The organism is Glycocaulis sp., assembly GCF_050485565.1.
Lineage (GTDB): Bacteria > Pseudomonadota > Alphaproteobacteria > Caulobacterales > Maricaulaceae > Glycocaulis.
The window spans coordinates 54,845-71,938 of the sequence record NZ_JBJHBQ010000010.1; the positions used below are offsets into that span (position 1 = coordinate 54,845).

Annotated in this window: 19 protein-coding genes; 11 read left to right on the forward strand and 8 right to left on the reverse strand. The window is 63.3% G+C overall.

Translation table 11 applies throughout. From position 1 onward, the window contains the following. Positions 1 to 11 precede the first annotated feature (11 nt). From acs to ACQ5ID_RS11790, 4 genes are all read left to right on the forward strand, one after another. On the forward strand, positions 12 to 1,958 hold the full coding sequence (acs, locus tag ACQ5ID_RS11775; RefSeq protein ID WP_429912640.1) for an acetate--CoA ligase: 1,947 nt from the start codon (positions 12 to 14) through the stop codon (positions 1,956 to 1,958). Between the two features lie 99 nt (positions 1,959 to 2,057). Then, positions 2,058 to 2,528: a low molecular weight protein-tyrosine-phosphatase gene (locus ACQ5ID_RS11780; RefSeq protein ID WP_429912641.1), complete on the forward strand. Its 471-nt coding sequence runs from the start codon at positions 2,058 to 2,060 to the stop codon at positions 2,526 to 2,528. Between the two features lie 164 nt (positions 2,529 to 2,692). Next, complete coding sequence (gene zapE, locus ACQ5ID_RS11785) at positions 2,693 to 3,787, forward strand: cell division protein ZapE (RefSeq protein WP_429912642.1); 1,095 nt, start codon at positions 2,693 to 2,695, stop codon at positions 3,785 to 3,787. Between the two features lie 81 nt (positions 3,788 to 3,868). Next, positions 3,869 to 4,573 carry a hypothetical protein gene (locus ACQ5ID_RS11790; RefSeq protein WP_429912643.1) on the forward strand — a complete coding sequence of 235 codons (705 nt, stop codon included), beginning with the start codon at positions 3,869 to 3,871 and terminating at the stop codon, positions 4,571 to 4,573. A 62-nt stretch (positions 4,574 to 4,635) separates the two neighbouring features. On the opposite strand, the gene ACQ5ID_RS11795 is transcribed toward ACQ5ID_RS11790, so the two are convergent. Beyond that, positions 4,636 to 5,079, reverse strand: a complete 444-nt coding sequence (locus ACQ5ID_RS11795; protein ID WP_429912644.1) for a DUF6265 family protein — start codon at positions 5,077 to 5,079, stop codon at positions 4,636 to 4,638. Positions 5,080 to 5,250: 171 nt separating this feature from the next. Here ACQ5ID_RS11795 and mdh point away from each other — a divergent pair, with 171 nt between their 5' ends. The 3 genes from mdh (at position 5,251) to ACQ5ID_RS11810 (ending at position 8,531) form a co-directional block, all read left to right on the forward strand. Continuing rightward, positions 5,251 to 6,219 carry a malate dehydrogenase gene (gene mdh, locus ACQ5ID_RS11800; protein ID WP_429912645.1) on the forward strand — a complete coding sequence of 323 codons (969 nt, stop codon included), beginning with the start codon at positions 5,251 to 5,253 and terminating at the stop codon, positions 6,217 to 6,219. 144 nt (positions 6,220 to 6,363) lie between these two features. Further along, the gene (locus tag ACQ5ID_RS11805; protein WP_429912646.1) at positions 6,364 to 7,389 is read left to right on the forward strand and encodes an aspartate-semialdehyde dehydrogenase; all 1,026 of its coding nucleotides are present in this window, start codon (positions 6,364 to 6,366) and stop codon (positions 7,387 to 7,389) included. Further along, positions 7,389 to 8,531 carry an acyl-CoA dehydrogenase family protein gene (locus ACQ5ID_RS11810; RefSeq protein WP_429912647.1) on the forward strand — a complete coding sequence of 381 codons (1,143 nt, stop codon included), beginning with the start codon at positions 7,389 to 7,391 and terminating at the stop codon, positions 8,529 to 8,531. The genes ACQ5ID_RS11805 and ACQ5ID_RS11810 overlap by 1 nt, the downstream gene beginning before the upstream one ends. Before the next feature lie 125 nt (positions 8,532 to 8,656). Here the strand turns inward: ACQ5ID_RS11810 and ACQ5ID_RS11815 are convergent, their stop codons facing one another. Beyond that, positions 8,657 to 8,926, reverse strand: coding sequence for a BolA family protein (locus tag ACQ5ID_RS11815; protein WP_371392923.1), 270 nt, complete (start codon positions 8,924 to 8,926; stop codon positions 8,657 to 8,659). Between the two features lie 53 nt (positions 8,927 to 8,979). Here ACQ5ID_RS11815 and ACQ5ID_RS11820 point away from each other — a divergent pair, with 53 nt between their 5' ends. Together ACQ5ID_RS11820 and cobS are read left to right on the forward strand one after the other, a co-directional pair. Next, positions 8,980 to 9,606, forward strand: coding sequence for a J domain-containing protein (locus ACQ5ID_RS11820; RefSeq protein WP_429912648.1), 627 nt, complete (start codon positions 8,980 to 8,982; stop codon positions 9,604 to 9,606). Between the two features lie 95 nt (positions 9,607 to 9,701). Continuing rightward, on the forward strand, positions 9,702 to 10,697 hold the full coding sequence (cobS, locus tag ACQ5ID_RS11825; RefSeq protein WP_429912649.1) for a cobaltochelatase subunit CobS: 996 nt from the start codon (positions 9,702 to 9,704) through the stop codon (positions 10,695 to 10,697). A gap of 3 nt (positions 10,698 to 10,700) precedes the next feature. Here cobS and ACQ5ID_RS11830 read toward each other — a convergent pair whose 3' ends face one another. Next, positions 10,701 to 11,081: a type II toxin-antitoxin system VapC family toxin gene (locus ACQ5ID_RS11830; RefSeq protein ID WP_429912650.1), complete on the reverse strand. Its 381-nt coding sequence runs from the start codon at positions 11,079 to 11,081 to the stop codon at positions 10,701 to 10,703. Continuing rightward, positions 11,078 to 11,344: a type II toxin-antitoxin system Phd/YefM family antitoxin gene (locus tag ACQ5ID_RS11835; RefSeq protein WP_429912651.1), complete on the reverse strand. Its 267-nt coding sequence runs from the start codon at positions 11,342 to 11,344 to the stop codon at positions 11,078 to 11,080. The genes ACQ5ID_RS11830 and ACQ5ID_RS11835 overlap by 4 nt, the downstream gene beginning before the upstream one ends. A gap of 133 nt (positions 11,345 to 11,477) precedes the next feature. On the opposite strand from ACQ5ID_RS11835, the gene cobT reads away from it, so the two are divergent. Then, complete coding sequence (cobT, locus tag ACQ5ID_RS11840) at positions 11,478 to 13,400, forward strand: cobaltochelatase subunit CobT (RefSeq protein WP_429912652.1); 1,923 nt, start codon at positions 11,478 to 11,480, stop codon at positions 13,398 to 13,400. A 4-nt stretch (positions 13,401 to 13,404) separates the two neighbouring features. On the opposite strand, the gene ACQ5ID_RS11845 is transcribed toward cobT, so the two are convergent. Then, complete coding sequence (locus ACQ5ID_RS11845) at positions 13,405 to 15,096, reverse strand: amidohydrolase (RefSeq protein WP_429912653.1); 1,692 nt, start codon at positions 15,094 to 15,096, stop codon at positions 13,405 to 13,407. Between the two features lie 111 nt (positions 15,097 to 15,207). Beyond that, on the reverse strand, positions 15,208 to 15,501 hold the full coding sequence (gene rpmB, locus ACQ5ID_RS11850; protein ID WP_127565059.1) for a 50S ribosomal protein L28: 294 nt from the start codon (positions 15,499 to 15,501) through the stop codon (positions 15,208 to 15,210). Between the two features lie 226 nt (positions 15,502 to 15,727). Between rpmB and ACQ5ID_RS11855 the strand changes: the two genes are divergently transcribed. Further along, positions 15,728 to 16,531 carry a DUF3108 domain-containing protein gene (locus ACQ5ID_RS11855; protein ID WP_371392932.1) on the forward strand — a complete coding sequence of 268 codons (804 nt, stop codon included), beginning with the start codon at positions 15,728 to 15,730 and terminating at the stop codon, positions 16,529 to 16,531. Here ACQ5ID_RS11855 and ACQ5ID_RS11860 read toward each other — a convergent pair. Then, positions 16,528 to 16,896, reverse strand: a complete 369-nt coding sequence (locus tag ACQ5ID_RS11860; protein WP_371392933.1) for a type II toxin-antitoxin system VapC family toxin — start codon at positions 16,894 to 16,896, stop codon at positions 16,528 to 16,530. The two genes, ACQ5ID_RS11855 and ACQ5ID_RS11860, sit on opposite strands and share 4 nt — an antisense overlap. Then, positions 16,893 to 17,090 carry a type II toxin-antitoxin system VapB family antitoxin gene (locus ACQ5ID_RS11865; protein ID WP_371392934.1) on the reverse strand — a complete coding sequence of 66 codons (198 nt, stop codon included), beginning with the start codon at positions 17,088 to 17,090 and terminating at the stop codon, positions 16,893 to 16,895. The genes ACQ5ID_RS11860 and ACQ5ID_RS11865 overlap by 4 nt, the downstream gene beginning before the upstream one ends. Positions 17,091 to 17,094: the final 4 nt, after the last annotated feature.

Consider the following 17,094-nt stretch of genomic DNA (forward strand, 5'->3'; position numbering starts at 1 on the left):
GCACGACAGCCATGACAGACGAGATCATCCCGGTAGCCTCCAGCTTCTCAGGCTCGGACATGAGCGCAGAACGCTACAAGGCCCGGTATGCGCGCTCCATTGAAGAGCCCGATGCGTTCTGGCGTGAGGAGCTGGGCCGGCTCGACTGGATCAGGCGGCCGGAAAAAATCTCCGATGTCTCGTTCAACAAGGATGATTTCCGCATTCGCTGGTTCGAAGACGGCATCCTCAATGTCTCGGTGAACTGCATTGACCGGCATCTGGAGACCCGTGCCAACAAGCCCGCCCTGATCTGGGAGGGCGATCACCCCGCCCATCACCATTCGATCACCTACCGCCAGCTGCACGACCATGTGTGCCGCTTTGCCAACGTGCTCAAAATGCTGGGTGTGAAGAAGGGCGACCGTGTCACGCTCTACATGCCGATGATCCCGCAGGCCGTCTTTGCCATGCTCGCCTGCACGCGCATTGGCGCGGTGCATTCGGTGGTGTTTGGCGGCTTTTCGCCCGAAGCCCTGTCAGGCCGGATCAATGATTGCCAGAGCGAGTTTGTCATCACCGCCGATCAGGGCGTGCGCGGCGGCAGGGCCATACCCCTGAAAGACAATGTGGACGAAGCGCTGAAAAGCGCGCCCGGCGTCAAACGCGTGCTGTGCGTGAAGCATACCGGCGCGAACGTGCACTGGGAGGAGGGCCGCGATTACTGGTATCACGACCTGTCCATCCAGGTGGACGCCCATTGCGCGCCCGAACCGATGGGCGCCGAAGACCCGCTCTTCATTCTCTACACCTCCGGCTCCACCGGAAAGCCCAAGGGCGTGCTGCACACCACAGGCGGATATCTTCTGTGGGCCACCATGACCCACGCCCTCACCTTCGATGCGAAGGAAGACGATATCTTCTGGTGTACAGCCGATATCGGCTGGGTGACGGGCCATTCCTACATCGTCTATGGCCCGCTCGCGAACGGGGCGACCAGCCTGATGTTTGAAGGCGTGCCAACCTGGCCGGATGCCTCGCGCTTCTGGCAGGTGATTGAAAAGCACAAAGTTTCGGTTTTCTACACCGCCCCCACCGCCATCCGCGCCCTGATGCGCCTGGGCGATGATCCGGTGACGAAGCATGACCGCTCCTCCTTGCGCCTTCTGGGCACGGTGGGCGAGCCGATTAATCCCGAAGCCTGGCGCTGGTATCACAAGACGGTCGGCAACGGACATTGCCCCATCGTGGATACCTGGTGGCAGACCGAGACCGGCGGGCATCTCATCACGCCGCTGCCCGGCGCCCATGGCCTCAAACCCGGCTCGGCCAGCTTCCCCATGTTCGGCGTCCAGCCCGCCCTTGTCGATAATGAGGGCAAGCGCCTGCCCGATAGCGGCGCGGCGGAAGGTAATCTGGTGCTGCTGGGTTCATGGCCGGGGCAGATGCGCACCGTCTATGGCGATGACCGGCGCTTCTTCGATACGTATTTCTCCACCTATCCCGGCTATTATTTCACCGGCGACGGCGCGCGCCGTGATGAGGACGGGTACTGGTGGATTACCGGCCGGGTCGACGATGTGCTCAATGTCTCCGGCCACCGTCTGGGTACGGCCGAGATCGAGAGCGCGCTGGTGCTTCACCCCGATGTCGCCGAGGCCGCTGTCGTGGGCTATCCGCACGACATCAAGGGGCAGGGCGTGTGGTGCTATGTGACGCTGAATGAGGGCGTCGAGGCTGGCGATAGGCTGGAAAAGGCCCTCAAAGACCAGGTGCGCAAGGAAATCGGCCCCGTCGCCAGCCCGGACGTGATCCAGTTCACGCCCGGCCTGCCCAAGACGCGTTCAGGCAAGATCATGCGGCGAATACTGCGCAAGATCGCCGAGAACGAGCTGGAGTCGCTCGGCGACACCTCGACGCTCGCTGATCCGGGTGTCGTCCAGTCCCTGATCGAAGGTCGGACCAAGGCGGGCGGTTAGTGAGGCGCTAACCCAAAGGCGCGCTTTGGCTGGTGCCCACCCTGAACACGCCTATCCTTGCAGGCATAATGAGGCTCTCGAGGGGTTAAAAGGGTCGCCATGAACCGCAGGACCGTCTCCGTGCTATTCGTCTGCACGGGCAATATATGCCGCTCGCCCCTGGCACAGGGTGTGGCCGAGGCCATGGCCGCAAAACTGAACAAGGCGATGGTGTTTGACTCGGCCGGTACCGGCGACTGGCATGCAGGCGAAGCCCCCGATCCGCGCGCCGTGGAAGCCGCCGCGCGGCGCGGCTATCACATCGCCGATCAGCGCGCCCGCGCGCTCAGCGATGAGGATTTCGCGCGCTTTGACCACATTATCGGCATGGATAGCGGTCACAAGCGCTGGCTGCTGACGGCGCGTGATGTGCGCCGGCTGGAAGAACGCCCCGTCTCCATGCTGATGGACTGGTCGGTAGGACTGGCGGGCAAGGACGTGCCCGATCCCTATTATGGCGACGATGCGGCCTTTGAACACGCGCTGGACCTGATCGAGAAGGGCGTGGACGGCCTTGTCCGGCGTATGTGAAGGCGGCTGCCCGGCCGGTCTTCACCCTTGGCAGCCCCGCCCGGCCCGCGCTACAGGGGGGCCATGCGCACCATTCGCCGCCCGGCCCTTTTCATCACCGCGATTCTGATCAGCTTTGGACTGGCCATGGCCGGCATCATCGCCCTCGCTCTGAAAGCGCTGCCGTGACACCGTCCAAGGCGCTGGAGGAAGGCATTGCTGAGGGCCGCCTGACCGAAGATGGCGGCCAGCGCGCCATTGCGCTCTATCTCGACACGCTGATCGAGGACATTGAGGGCTGGAAGGGCGGCAGGTCCGGCCTGCTGCGCAAATCAAGCCCGCCGCCCAAAGGGCTTTATCTCTGGGGCGGGGTCGGTACGGGCAAATCCCTCCTGATGGATCTCTTCCACGACGCGGTGAGCCTCAAGGCCAAGCGCCGCGTGCACTTCCACGCCTTCATGCAGGACGTGCATGCCCGTATCGCGCGTGAACGCGAGACGAAAAAGGGCGAGCCCCTGATCGCCGTGGCTGACGAGATCGCCCGTGAAACCCGGCTTTTATGCTTTGACGAGTTGCAGGTGACCAATGTTGCCGATGCGATGATCCTTGGCCGCCTGTTTGAACGCCTGTTCGACAAGGGCGTGGTCGTCATCGCCACCTCCAACCGCCACCCGTCAGAGCTCTATAAGAATGGCCTCAACCGCCAGCTTTTTGAGCCCTTCATTACCATGATCGAGGCAAAGCTGGACGTGATGCGTCTCGATAGCGGGCGCGATTACCGTCTGGAGCGCCTGTCTGCCGCGCCGGTCTATTACACGCCGCTGGACGAAGAGGCCGATGCGGCGATGGATGCCGCCTTTGCCCGCCTCACGCTGGGCGCGCGGGCGCAGAGCTGCACGCTCACCATTCAGGGCCGCACGCTGGAGGTCACGCGCGAAGCGGCTGGCGTCGCCCGTTTCAGCTTTGCGGAGCTGTGCGCAAGGCCGCTGGGGGCTGCGGATTATCTGATGCTGGCCGAAACCTTCCACACAATCCTCATCGACCATGTGCCGGTGATGAGCCCGCGAAAACGCGATGAGGCCGCCCGCTTCGTCACCCTTATAGACGCGCTCTACGATACCCGCGCCAAGCTGGTGATGAGCGCCGAAGCCGAACCTTCCGGTCTCTACCCCGATGGCGATGGCGCGTTCGAGTTTGAACGTACCGCCTCGCGCCTGATGGAGATGCGCAGCCTTGAATATCTGGCCGCCGAGAGGCGATTAGCCTCGCCTGAAAGGTAAATTTTGTGTAACCTTCGACACGCTGAACCGGCAGGATAGGGCCTGCCGGGCTGAATTTTCGCGTGCTGAGGGGGAAATATAATGCGGGTAATTATCGCGGCCATTCTGGCCGGTGGGCTGTCATTGGCGGCGCTGTGGGGCGCTGACAAATATCTGGGTATTGGCGGGGCCGTACCGGCACCGGAAGAGGCTGAAGACGCCGCCGACGCGGTGGATGATGCGGTCGACGAGGATGAAAACGGCTTCATTGCCGAAGACTTCGAGGACGTCGCGGGCGAGCCCGTAGAGGAATTCTTCGAGGAAGAGGCTGCGCCGGTCGAGGAGGCTGCTGGCCGCTTCATCAACACCGCCGAAACCGATTATCACGGCTATTACATGCCCAGCGGGCTCATCCAGACCGGCGACTGGGTGCTGCGTCATATCCATATCGGCCATGCCAGCCAGTTCGAAGCCTTCGAGGAAAGCGGGCAGGACGCCGGTCTCGTGCCGGTCTGGATCGAGTTCATGCATGTCGATTCTGAAATGCTCACCACCGAGGAAGGGTTTGAATACCCCTCTGAATCCCGGCGCGTCCTGGCGGATCGCTTCCATATCGGCGAGGCGAATTTCGAGTTCGACGCCAGCCATGACGAGATCGGCGATGTCTATGTCTATGGATCACTCGATGCCGAGCAGATCCAGGGGCCAGTGGAGGGCACCACCGGCATTCCGGCACTGACGGGCGGCATGGAGCTCAATGGCGAGCGCCTGCGCAATGTCTCCTTCGACCACTGGTACGGCCACTAGGCGAGAGGCATCTTAAGGGTATGTGAAAAGCCGCCCCGGCTCCGGGGCGGCTTTTTCGCCTTCTAGTCCTGAAGGGTCCAGTGCCAGCTGATCTCCCGGCTGCGGTCCAGGGTGGAGATGGTGGCGCTCAGCCTGTCGCCCTCGCGCGTATACTCGATACGCTGGGGAAAATCGTGGTCGGGATTTTCAAACACCGCACTGTCACCGTCTTGCGACACAAGGTCGAAGCGCACGGGCGGGCGCCCGCCCGGCTGGGCAACATAAACCGTCTCCTCGCCGGTGGTGATATGGAGAAATTCGAAGCTGACGGCCCGGCCATCACGGATGGTGCGGCCCATGCCGGTCATCAGCCCGCCCTCTGGTGCCATCCAGACTTCCTCGGAAACGCGGCCATTATTCTCGCTGCGCCAGTGACCGGCCAGCCAGGCAAGATCAGGTTCGTCGGCAAAGGCCGGGGCGGCCGGAACGGCAAGGGCAAGGCAGAGGGCAAGCATTGACAGGCGCATCACCATCATCTCCGTCTCAGGGCAGTTATCTGCTGTACGCGCGCGCTCACCACCGCGCAAGCGCGCACCCGCATTGCAGAGCGCTTCGCTTGGCGCTAGACACGCGGCCATCGGTTTTTGCGCCGCAGCACATCCCTTCGCACGGCGCCCCAACTAGCCAAGGAGAGGCTCATGGCCCGCAAGAAGATTGCCCTTATCGGCGCCGGCATGATCGGCGGTACGCTTGCCCATATCGCCGCGCGCGAGGAGCTGGGCGATGTCGTCCTGATGGACCTGGCTGAAGGCACCGCCAAGGGCAAGGCGCTCGATATCGCTGAAGCGAGCCCCGTGTTTGGCAAGGACAGCCATCTCTCGGGCGGTTCGGTGGAAGACTACTCGCCGATTAAAGGCGCGGATGTGTGCATCGTGACTGCCGGCGTGCCGCGCAAGCCCGGCATGAGCCGCGATGATCTTCTGGGCATCAATTTGAAAGTGATGAAGGCCGTTGGTGAAGGCATCAAGAAATATGCCCCGAACGCCTTCGTGATCTGCATCACCAATCCGCTCGACGCGATGGTCTGGGCCTTGCGTGAGTTTTCCGGCCTGCCGCACAACATGGTGGTCGGCATGGCAGGCGTGCTGGACTCGGCGCGCTTCCGCTGGTTCCTGGCTGAAGAATTCAAGGTGTCGGTCGAAGACGTCACCGCCTTCGTGATGGGCGGGCATGGCGACACCATGGTGCCGCTGACGCGCTATTCCACCGTGGCGGGCATCCCGGTGCCGGACATGATCGCGATGGGCTGGACCACGCAAGAGAAGATCGACGCCATCGTGGACCGCACCCGTTCTGGCGGCGGCGAGATCGTCCAGCTTCTGGGCAATGGGTCGGCCTTCTATGCGCCGGCCGAAAGCGCGATTGCCATGGCCAAATCCTATCTCAACGACAAGAAGCGCGTCCTGCCCTGCGCGGTGCATCTCACCGGCCAGTTCGGCGTAAAGGACATGTATGTCGGCGTACCGGTGGTGATCGGTGCGGGCGGCGCGGAAAAGATCGTCGAGATCAGCCTGAATGCTGACGAACAGAAAATGTTCGATCACTCGGTCGATGCCGTGAAGGGCCTTGTGAAGGCCTGCAAGGACATCGATCCGAGCCTGGCGTAACCGTTTTCCTCCCCCGTTTACGGGGGAGGTGTCAGCGCAGCTGACGGAGGGGGGAAACCTTTCTTTTCAAGATCCCCCCCTCGGTCCTCCGGACCACTCCCCCCGTAAACGGGGGGAGAAACCTGCATATCAGGAACCACTTCCATGGCACTCAATATCGCAGTCGTTGGCGCAACTGGCGCGGTGGGCAAGGAGATGCTCACCATTCTCGCCGAGCGCCTGTTCCCGGCTGGCGAGGTTCACGCCCTCGCCTCGCGCCGCTCGGTCGGCACCGAGCTGAGCTATGGCGACAAGACCCTGAAATGCAAGGATCTGGAAACGTTCGACTTTTCCAAGGTCGATCTCGTCCTGATGAGCGCGGGCGGGGATGTGTCGAAGGAATGGTCCCCGAAAATCGCCAAGGCAGGCGCCATCGTGATCGACAATTCGTCGGCCTGGCGGATGGACCCTGACGTGCCGCTGATCGTGCCGGAAGTGAATGCCGATGCCCTCGATGGCGGCATAAAGAAAGGCATTATCGCCAATCCGAACTGCTCCACCATCCAGACCGTGGTTGCACTCAAACCTCTGCACGATGCGGCCACCATCAACCGCGTCTCGGTAGCCACCTACCAGTCCACCTCCGGGGCAGGCACCGAGGGCATGGACGAGTTGTGGCGCCAGACCCGCGCCATCTATGTGAACGATCCGGTCGAGCCGCAGGCCTTTTCCAAGCAGATCGCCTTCAACGTGATCCCCAAAATCGATGTCTTCATGGAGGACGGCTCCACGAAGGAAGAGTGGAAGATGGTGGTCGAGACCAAGAAAATCCTCGACCCGAAGATAAAGCTCTTTGCCACCTGCGCGCGCGTGCCGGTCTTTGTCGGCCACTGCGTCGCCGCCCATATCGAGTTCGAAACCGGAATCAGCGCGAAGAAGGCCCGCACGATATTGCGCGAAGCGCCCGGCATCATGCTGGTTGACCGCGCGGACGAGGAAGATCCCGCCTTCGTCACCCCGGTAGAGAGCGTTGGCGAGTTCGCGACCTTCGTCAGCCGCGTGCGCGAAGACCCGACGGTGGAGAACGGCCTCGCTTTGTGGATCGTCTCGGATAACTTACGCAAAGGCGCGGCGCTTAACGCCGTGCAGATCGCCGAATTGCTCCTCAACAAGGGTATCGTGAAGGCCTGATGCAAAGCCCGTTCGATACGCCCGAGCGCAAGGCCTTCCGCGAATCTGTGGAGGCCTTCGTGGCGCGCGAGATCGCCCCCTTTGCCAATGAATGGGACGAGGCGGGTGATTTCCCCTGGGAACTTCACCAGAAAGCCGGTGCTCTGGGGCTTTTCGGCTTCGGCATTGACGAGGCATATGGCGGGCTCGGCTTTGATGATGCCTTCATGCGCATGGATAGCGGCGTAGCACTCGCCTATTGCGGCGCAGGCGGGGTCAATGCCTCGCTCGGCTGCCGCAATATCATGACCGGCCCCATCGCCAAGCTGGCGTCCGAAGAGATCAAACTGGCCGTCCTGCCGGAGATCGTCTCGGGCCGCGAAGGCGGCGCGCTCGCCATGACCGAGCCGTCCGGCGGCTCTGACCTGTCACGAATGAAAACCTGCGCGGTGAAAGACGGCGATGGCTGGCGCATCACGGGCGAAAAAACCTTCATCACCGGTGGCATGAAGGCGCGCTGGTATGTGGTCGGCGCGCGCACGGGCGGCGAGGGCTTTGGCGGCATCTCGCTCTTCCTCGTGGAGGCGGGCTCAGACGGCTTCAGCCGAACGCCTATCAAGAACAAGATGGGCTGGTGGGCGTCGGACACGGCCACGCTCCATTTCGATGATTGCCATGTGCCCGCGGGCAACCAGCTGGGTGAGGAGGGCCTGTGCCTCCTCGCCATCATGGAAAACTTCAATTATGAGCGCCTCGCGCTCGCTTCGGGCTGCCTTGGCATGGCCAGGCGCTGCCTTGACGATGCGGTGAGCTGGGCAAAGGAGCGAGAGACTTTCGGCAAGCCGCTCATCAAACATCAGGTCATCCGCCACAAGATCGCGGATATGAGCATGCGTATCGACGCGCTGGAGGCTTACTTGCGCGCCATTGCATGGACCATGAATGAGGGCGAGATGCCGGTCGCCGAGCTGTCCAAGGTGAAAGTGCTCGCCTCCACCACGGCCGAGTTCTGCGCCAGCGAAGCCATGCAGATACTCGGCGGGGCGGGTTACTTGCGCGGCCAGGCGATCGAGCGCATCTACCGCGAGGTCAAGGTGATGGCGATTGGCGGCGGCTCTGAAGAGATCATGCGCGATCTGGCCGTGAAACAGATGGGGCTTTAGGGGGGCACTCTCCCCACCATTGTCATCACCCGCTTCATGCGGGTGACCCATGCCTGCAACGAACGAACACGCGGAACGGTCTCAGGCATGGGTGGCCCGGACAAGCCGGGCCATGACAGCAATCCCTACTCCCCCGGCGCTTTCGCCCGTATCACCAGAGCATGGATGGGGCCGGTCAGCTCCTCGGCGAGGGCCTGATTGACCAGGCGATGGCGCGCGATACGGCTCTGGCCCGCAAACGCCTCTGACACGATCTCGACGGTGAAATGGCTCTGCCCGCCGGGGCGTGAGCCCGCATGACCGGCATGGGCGGCGCTGTCATCGGTGATAGTCAGCTCAAGAGGAGCCAGCGCCGCTTTCAGCTTGTCTTCGATCACCCGGCGCATCTCTGTCATTTCACCTGTATCCTTCATTGCCCGATAACGGGTCGAGGCCCATACTTACGCATATGGATTCTGGCTTCAAATACCGTCCACGCTTCAAGGATATCCGCATTCGCCCGCCCGGCGGCAAGCCGGCCGAGGACGTAACCTTGTGCGAATACCCGCGCTGCAACGAGCACGCGACGGCCAAAGCCCCCAAATCACGCGAGCGGCTGAACGAGCATTATCATTTCTGCCAGAAGCACGCCGCCGAGTACAATAAGAGCTGGAATTTCTTTGAGGGCATGAGCGAAGGCGCGGCGCAAGCCTACGCCCAGAGCGCCGCCTGGGGCCACCGGCCCACCTGGAATTTCCGCGCTGGCGGCACCGCGCGCGCCAAGGCCCAGCAGGCGAGCACCGACTGGCAGTCCGCCTTCATCGACCCCTTCACGCTGTTCGGCGAGCGTCCCCCTCCCCGCCATGGAGAGGGCGCTGCCGCGCCCAAAGGCCCGCAGCTTGGCCGCCTGCAGCAAAAAGCGCTGGATGCGCTGGGGCTGGAAGCAACAGCCAGCAAGGGCGATGTGCGCAAGCGCTATGCCGAGCTGGTGCGGGCCTATCACCCCGACGCCAATGGAGGGGACCGCTCCCGCGAGGAAGCCCTGCAGCGCGTCGTCGCCAGCTACCAGATCCTCAAAAGCGCCGGGATGGCGTAAAGCGCCTTGCGCTCAGCCCGCGCGCTGGCCAATGCTGCGCATGCGCGCTAGTTAGCAGGGCAGAGTAAATTTCCCCGATTAAAGACCGGACCGACATGACCGACACGCTCATTGCCGCCAAACCTGATACCATAGCCGACTGCAAAGCCCTGTTCGGCTTCGACCCCGGCTTTGAGGTGCCTGCCTTCAAGGCGCGCGACGAGCACGTGCCCGCGATTGACGAGACCTATGTGTTCGATCCGGCCACCACACGCGCCATTCTGGCGGGCTTTGCCTTCAACCGGCGCGTCATGGTTCAGGGCTATCACGGCACCGGCAAATCCACCCATGTCGAGCAGGTGGCCGCGCGCCTGAACTGGCCGATGATCCGCGTCAATCTGGACAGCCATATCAGCCGGATCGACATGGTCGGCAAGGATGCCATTGTGGTGCGTGACGGCCAGCAGGTGACCGAGTTTCAGGAAGGCATTCTACCCTGGGCCGTGCAGCGCCCCGTGGCGCTTCTCTTCGATGAGTATGATGCAGGCCGCCCGGACGTGATGTTTGTCATCCAGCGCGTGCTGGAGGCGTCCGGCTCGCTGACCTTGCTGGACCAGACGCGCGTCATCCGCCCGCACCCGCATTTTCGCCTGTTTGCCACCACCAACACGGTGGGGCTTGGCGATACGACCGGGCTTTATCACGGCACCCAGCAGATCAATCAGGGCCAGATGGACCGCTGGTCGCTGGTGGTCACGCTGAACTATCTGCCTGCCGAGACCGAGCGCGCCATCGTCGAGGCCAAGCTGGGCGAGTACGGCAAGACCGAAGAGGGCAAGGCGCAGGTCGCCGACATGGTGAAAGTGGCGGACCTTACCCGCGAAGCCTTCATCAATGGCGATCTCTCCACCGTGATGAGCCCGCGCACCGTGCTGACCTGGGCGGAGAACACGGCGATTTTCGGCGATCCTGGCACCGCCTTCCGCCTCACCTTCATCAACAAGTGCGATGAGCTGGAGCGGCCCATCGTGGCCGAATTCTACCAGCGTGTTTTCGGTGAAACGCTGGCCGAAAGCCCGGTGAAGGGAACCAGCCCCGGCCGGGCGGCTTGAAGCCTACCAGATGCGCTCCACGCCATAGGCGTCAAATGCTCTGTCCGAGCTGACAATCGGCATGTCGCCATTGCGGGCCTGCGCCGCGAGAAGCCGGTCGAACGGGTCGCGATGGTGCAGGGGCATCAGCCCGGCGACAATAACGTCCTCCATGTCGATACCGATCTGCTCGAAACCGTCTGCAAGGCCATCCGAGCGGATGCGCTTCAGTACGTTCGCCATTACCGGCGGGTTTTTAGCCCCTACCTTGATCGCGATTTCCCACACCGTGGCGAGGCTGACGACAGGATCACCCGAATCGATAGCCGCGCGTGCTGCAGAGGAAAGACTGGAATCCTCGGTGACATACCAGACATAACTGTGCGTATCGCAGAGCAGCCTCAAGCCTTCATGTCCTCATCACTGCCATACCAGTCCGCCAGTTCCTCTTCCGTCATGGGGGCAACGAGCAGTGCATTCTCCTCCGCACTCAGGCGCAGATCGGCCCATTGACCGGGCTTGCGCTTCGGCTTGGCGACAGGCTTTTCAGCGATCAGGCGCGCCACCGGCTCCTTGCCTCGGCGGATGACAATCTCTCCGCCGGCTTCGATCTCGCGGATCAGGCGGGAAAGCTGGGTCTTGGCCTCGTGTATGGTCACGTATTTCATGGCGCAGCCCTCACTTGGCTAACTGGACTTAGCTAACTTAGTCAAGTTTGACCGGGATGTCCAGAAATCCGCCCTGCAGGTTTGCGCACAAACCCCCTTCGCCTTATGCCACCACGCCTCTAGGTTAGACCCCATGACCTCTTCGTCCGACACAGCCGCCGAGACCTTCAAGCGCGCGCTTACAGCCGCGACGCGGGCCATGGCGCGTGACCGGGAGCTGGAGGTGGCATTTTCCGGCGATACCGCCGCCCTGAACGGTGACAAGGCGATCCTGCCTGCTCTCTCGCCTGCGCCGGGGCCGCTGGAAGCGGCGCGTCTGCGCGGCAAGGCCGACGCGCTGGCGCTCAAACGCGCCCTGCATGATACCGATGCTCACAGTGCCGCCCTGCCGCCGGGCAGCGAGGCGCGCCGCATATTCGATGCGGTCGAACAGGCGCGCTGCGAGGCACTGGGCTCGCGCGCCATGAAGGGCGTCGGCGAGAATATCACTGCCATGCTGGAGGAGCGCTATAGCCGCGCCGGTTTCCAGCAGGCCGAAGACCGCCAGAACGCCCCCTTGTCCGAAGCTTTGGCCATGCTGGTGCGCGAGCGCATTACCGGCACGGCCACGTCTGACGCCGCCAAAGGCGTAATGAAGGTCTGGCGCGAGGATATTGAAGCCGCCGCCGGTGAAGCGCTGGACCAGCTGGCCGAAGCGGCTCAGGACCAGCGCGCCTTTGCAAAAGCCTTGCGCGAGGTGATCCGCGATCTCGATCTGGCCGATGAGCTGGGAGACGAGGCGGAGGAAGACCAGAGCGACGAGACCGAGGATTCCGGCCTCGAAAACCCGCCCGAAGAGGGCGATAGCGATAATGATGAGGGCAATGAGGGCGAGGACAGCCAGGAGCGCTCTGACGCGTCCGGCACCGCCGCTGACGAGGAAGACATCTCCTTCGCCGAGGACAGCCAGACCCGCATTGATGCCGAGGATGAGCCCGGCGAGACCATGGAGGCGGCCCGGCCCAACTGGGTGCCGCCAAAGGGCGATGACCCCAATGCCTACAAGGTCTTCACGACCCGCCATGACGAGGTGATAGCCGCCGATTCTTTATGCGATGGTGAGGAATTGTCCCGCCTGCGCCGCACGCTGGATCAGCATCTCAAAGGTCTTGAGGGCGCGGTGGGCCGCCTCGCCAACCGGCTGCAGCGCAAGCTCATGGCCCAGCAGAGCCGGTCATGGGCGTTCGATCAGGAGGAGGGGATACTCGATCCCGCCCGTCTGCCGCGCGTCATCATGGACCCGATGCTGCCGCTCTCCTTCAAGCAGGAGCGCGATACCGAGTTCCGCGACACCATCGTCACTTTGCTCATCGACAATTCCGGCTCCATGCGCGGACGCCCCATTCTGGTGGCGGCGGCCTGCGCAGATATTCTGGCACGCACGCTGGAGCGCTGCGGGGTAAAGACCGAGATTCTGGGCTTTACCACCCGCGCCTGGAAGGGCGGGCGCTCGAAAGAAGACTGGCTGGCCGCCGGCAAACCGCCAAATCCCGGCCGCCTCAATGATTTGCGCCACATCATCTATAAAGGCGCCGACGCGCCCTGGCGGCGCACGCGCAATAATCTGGGCCTGATGCTGCGCGACGGCCTGTTGAAGGAAAATATCGACGGCGAGGCCCTGCAATGGGCGTGGAAGCGCCTGCTGGCGCGCCCAGAACAGCGCCGCATCCTCATGGTCATTTCAGACGGCGCGCCGGTCGATGACGGCACGCAGTCAGCCAACTCGCCCGCCTATCTGGAGAAACATCTGCGCGAGATGATCCGCTTCATCGAGACCCGCTCCGAAGTGGAGCTTCTCGCCATCGGCATCGGCCATGACGTGACGCGCTATTACAAGCGCGCCGTCACCATTGTGGACGTGGAACAGCTGGCCGGGGCCATGACAGACCAGCTGGCAAGCCTTTTTGATGAAAAACCGCGCACCCGCGCCAAAAGCGAGCCGCGCAAACCCTCCGGCGATAGCCTCTCGGCGCTGAAGCGGGCGGTCAGCGCGGATACCGGGCGCAGCGTGCGCTAAACGCCTACTCCCCCCGCCATGCAACCTCCCCGCCAATTACCGTCATCACGGGCCGGGCGTGACGCAAATCCAGATCCTCTGCCCTCATCAGATCCGTGTCGAAGACGGAGAAGTCGGCGAGCATGCCGGGCTGGATCGTGCCGAGCTCGTCTTCACGGAACGCCGCATAAGCCGCATTGCTGGTGAAGAGGGCGAGCGCCTCATCGCGTGACAGAGCCTGTTCAAGATGCCAGGTTTCAGGATCGGCAAAACCATCGAGATCGCGCCGGACGGTAGCTGCATAGAACTCGATGCGGGCTTCCCCGCGCTCGACCGGCGCATCGGACCCGCCCGCGATTACCGCGCCGCTGTCCGTGATGTCCCGCCACGCATAGGCGCCCGACAGGCGCTGCGCGCCAAGGCGGGCGGGCGCAAAGTGCAGATCACCAATCGCGTGGGAGGGCTGCATGGAGGCGATAAGGCCAAGCTCTGCAATGCGCGGCAGGTCAGTGGGGCTGACCACTTGCGTATGCTCGATACGCCAGCGCGGCTCAGCTATCGCGCGTTCCTCAACCGGCACGCGCGCATAAGCGGCCTCCACCCAGTCCAGCACCAGCCGGTTTCCAAGATCGCCAATGGCATGGATGGCCAGCTGCACACCGTCGCGCAGGGCATCATCCATCATTACGCCGGCTTCTTCCGCCTGCATCAGGACAAGGCCGCGGTTGGCCGGATCATCGGCATAAGGACTGATTAGCGCCGCGCCGCGAGACCCCAGCGCCCCGTCGGCATAGAGCTTTACCGCGCGCGCGGTTACCTGCCCTGATGCGTGCTGGCGCGGGGCATTGGCAGCCACATCTGCATAATCACCCGGATTGGCCGATACATGGACCCGCAAAGGAAGCCGGCCTTCATCGGCCAGCCGCTCAAGGATCGCGACATCGCGGTAGGGCACGCTCATATCGTGGACGCCCGTCCAGCCATAGCTCGCCATCACACGCGCACCGGCGGCGTAAATCTCCACCCGTTCGGCCTCGGTCGCTTCACCCAGCAGCGCGCGGAACGGGGCCATGGCGGTGTCGATGATCATGCCGGTCGCCCGGCCATCCTCATCGCGCAATATCGCCCCGCCATCCGGGTCGGGCGTGTCATCGGTCACGCCAGCCGCTTCAATCGCGGCTGTGTTGGCAACCAGCGCATGGCCATCAGCCCGGATCAGGATGACGGGCCGGTCCGCCACCACTGCATCGAGATCACCGGCACCCGGAAAGCGCGCTTCCGGCCAATGCGTCTCGATCCAGCCACGCCCGAACACCACGCCTTGCGTATTGGTTTCCGCATAGGCGGCGACGCGCGCCTGCAGATCGGCAATGGACGCCGTTTCCTCGAGGTTCAGCGTGCGTTCGCGCTGGCCGATCCCGATGAGGTGGGCGTGAGAGTCGGTAAAACCCGGAAACATGGCCGCGCCTGCCAGATCGACCGTCTCGGTGCCGGAACCTGTAAACCCTGCCAGCCCCGCCGCATCGCCCGCATAGACGATCCGGCCTTCACGCACCGCGACGGCCTCTACCGTATGACCGAGCCCGGTGTGGATGGTGCCGCCGGTGAAGATGCGCTCCGCCGCCTCGCTGGCCGCTGGGCCGTTTTCGGACGTGCCGTTACAGGCCCCTAGAAGCCCCGCCGAAACGATTGTCATGAGTGTGATGGTGCGGATCATCTGGCCCTCCCGATGCGTGTCTGGGGGCAAGCTAGGCCGGTTGGCGGCAAAAAGAAAACGCCCGCCTCAATCGAGACGGGCGTTCAAACTTTCAAGCCGTGAAGGAAGGGCTTAAGCCGCCGCTTCGCCTTGCGCCTTTTTCAGCTCGCGTTTCACTTTCAGCGCGCCGGCCGAGAGGTTCTCGTCGCGGGCTTTGAGCAGGAACGGGTCGAGACCGCCCACATGGTCAACGCTGCGCAGGGCTTTCGCCGCAATGCGGAATTTGAACGCGCGGCCCAGAGCCTCCGACGCCAGCGTGACATCGATCAGGTTCGGCAGGAAGCGCCGGCGGGTCTTGTTGTTGGCGTGGGACACGTTGTTACCCGACATTGGGCCGGTCCCGGTCAGTTCGCAGCGGCGCGCCATGGCTTCCACCTTCTCTTGCAAAGTCGCGTTCAGGAATATCGTTACACGCCGGAGAAGCCTCCAGCGCGGGAGCGCGGGTGTTAGCCGAGAGGGCGCGCAACGTCAAGCCGGGCCTGTAGATGACGCCGGGTCAGGGTGTGCCTGCCACAACACTGCCGCGTTCATCGTGCAGACAGCTTGTGAACACGATACAATAGCGGCTGAAAACCCTGCTGGAGTGATCTTCATGCGACTTAAAGCCCTTCTGGCCCTGACGGCTCTTGCGATCCTGCCCGCCCTGCCAGCCAGCGCGGACACCGGAACCCGGCTCGCCGCGCCGCCTGACAGCCTGTTTGTGCAGTATTCCGGCTCATTCCTGATGATCCCGGTGGCCAACATTTCCATCAACGCCGTCTGGCCGGGCGAGACCTATTCGGCTACCGCCACCTTCCAGTCCGGCGGGCTGTTGCGCTGGTTTGACGATACCAATATCGAGGCTGGGGTTTCCGGCTATGTCCGCGATGGCGGCCTTGACCCCTGGCGCTACCAGCACCTCAACCATGCCAGCGGCAAGGGGCGCATCGTGGCGGTTCACTTCGAGGACGGCATGGCCGTGCCGGATATCAACCCGCCCTTCGGCTCGATGGGTGATCCGGCCGCCAGCGATGAGGACCGTACCGGTGCCATCGACCCCATTTCGGGCATTCTCAACATGATGCTGAGCGCGCCCATGGCCGCCAATGGCGAGCCCTGCTCTGGCAGCGTCCCGATCTTTGACGGGCGGGCACGCTATAATCTGCGGCTGGAAAATGGCGGTATGTCAGAAGTGTCCACGCGCGCCTATCGCGGCGCGGCGCTGGTCTGCCGGGCCTATGTGGAACCGATCAGCGGCTATGAGGAAGGCAAGCGCCCGACCGAGGAAGATACAAACCGCCCGGTGACAATATGGATGGCCCAGCAGGGCGAAATATGGGTGCCGGTGCGCTATCGCGCCAATACCCGCATCGGCAATCTGACCATCAGCGCCACCCATCTGCGTGTGGGCGGCTAGGCGAGATCCACAGCCAGGCCGAGCCGGTCAAGGACCCGCGCCAGACGCTTGTCGCGGGTCCATAAGCCCTGCAGTGCTCCGAGCTTTGCCGACGCCGCAAGATGGGCATCCACATAACCAATGCCGCTACCGGCAAGGTCATACGCATCGATGAAGCGGCGCACTTCGCCGTCCGATGCCTGCGGCGCGGCCGGCAGGTTTTCCAGATCGGCCAGAATATCCGACCGGTCAGCCAGATTGCCCAGCGCCAGCTCACCGATGATGAAGGGATGGCACACGGCCTGACCATTCATCAGCAGGCCCGCCAGATGCGGTTCGCCGGAACGCAGATAGTCCACCCACACAGATGTGTCGACGAGGATCAAGCCGGTTCGCCCTGCCGCCGGGGAACGGGCCGCAAGTCCGGCTGCGTCCCGCCCAGACGGGCCAGGCGGCGCGCGCTCTCGCGCTCGATCAGCGCCTTCATCGCCTCGCGGACAAGGGCTGCGCGCTCTTCAATGCCGGTGAGCTTCGCGGCTTTTTCAAGCAGCTGGTCGTCAAGATTTACGGTCGTGCGCATGGCA

Coding starts and splice junctions, on each gene's coding strand:
- acs (WP_429912640.1), top strand. CDS start 12: ATGACAGACGAGATCATCCCGGTAGCCTCCAGCTTCTCAGGCTCGGAC.
- ACQ5ID_RS11780 (WP_429912641.1), top strand. CDS start 2,058: ATGAACCGCAGGACCGTCTCCGTGCTATTCGTCTGCACGGGCAATATA.
- ACQ5ID_RS11790 (WP_429912643.1), top strand. CDS start 3,869: ATGCGGGTAATTATCGCGGCCATTCTGGCCGGTGGGCTGTCATTGGCG.
- ACQ5ID_RS11795 (WP_429912644.1), bottom strand. CDS start 5,079: ATGCGCCTGTCAATGCTTGCCCTCTGCCTTGCCCTTGCCGTTCCGGCC.
- mdh (WP_429912645.1), top strand. CDS start 5,251: ATGGCCCGCAAGAAGATTGCCCTTATCGGCGCCGGCATGATCGGCGGT.
- ACQ5ID_RS11805 (WP_429912646.1), top strand. CDS start 6,364: ATGGCACTCAATATCGCAGTCGTTGGCGCAACTGGCGCGGTGGGCAAG.
- ACQ5ID_RS11810 (WP_429912647.1), top strand. CDS start 7,389: ATGCAAAGCCCGTTCGATACGCCCGAGCGCAAGGCCTTCCGCGAATCT.
- ACQ5ID_RS11815 (WP_371392923.1), bottom strand. CDS start 8,926: ATGACAGAGATGCGCCGGGTGATCGAAGACAAGCTGAAAGCGGCGCTG.
- ACQ5ID_RS11820 (WP_429912648.1), top strand. CDS start 8,980: ATGGATTCTGGCTTCAAATACCGTCCACGCTTCAAGGATATCCGCATT.
- cobS (WP_429912649.1), top strand. CDS start 9,702: ATGACCGACACGCTCATTGCCGCCAAACCTGATACCATAGCCGACTGC.
- ACQ5ID_RS11835 (WP_429912651.1), bottom strand. CDS start 11,344: ATGAAATACGTGACCATACACGAGGCCAAGACCCAGCTTTCCCGCCTG.
- cobT (WP_429912652.1), top strand. CDS start 11,478: ATGACCTCTTCGTCCGACACAGCCGCCGAGACCTTCAAGCGCGCGCTT.
- ACQ5ID_RS11845 (WP_429912653.1), bottom strand. CDS start 15,096: ATGATCCGCACCATCACACTCATGACAATCGTTTCGGCGGGGCTTCTA.
- rpmB (WP_127565059.1), bottom strand. CDS start 15,501: ATGGCGCGCCGCTGCGAACTGACCGGGACCGGCCCAATGTCGGGTAAC.
- ACQ5ID_RS11855 (WP_371392932.1), top strand. CDS start 15,728: ATGCGACTTAAAGCCCTTCTGGCCCTGACGGCTCTTGCGATCCTGCCC.
- ACQ5ID_RS11865 (WP_371392934.1), bottom strand. CDS start 17,090: ATGCGCACGACCGTAAATCTTGACGACCAGCTGCTTGAAAAAGCCGCG.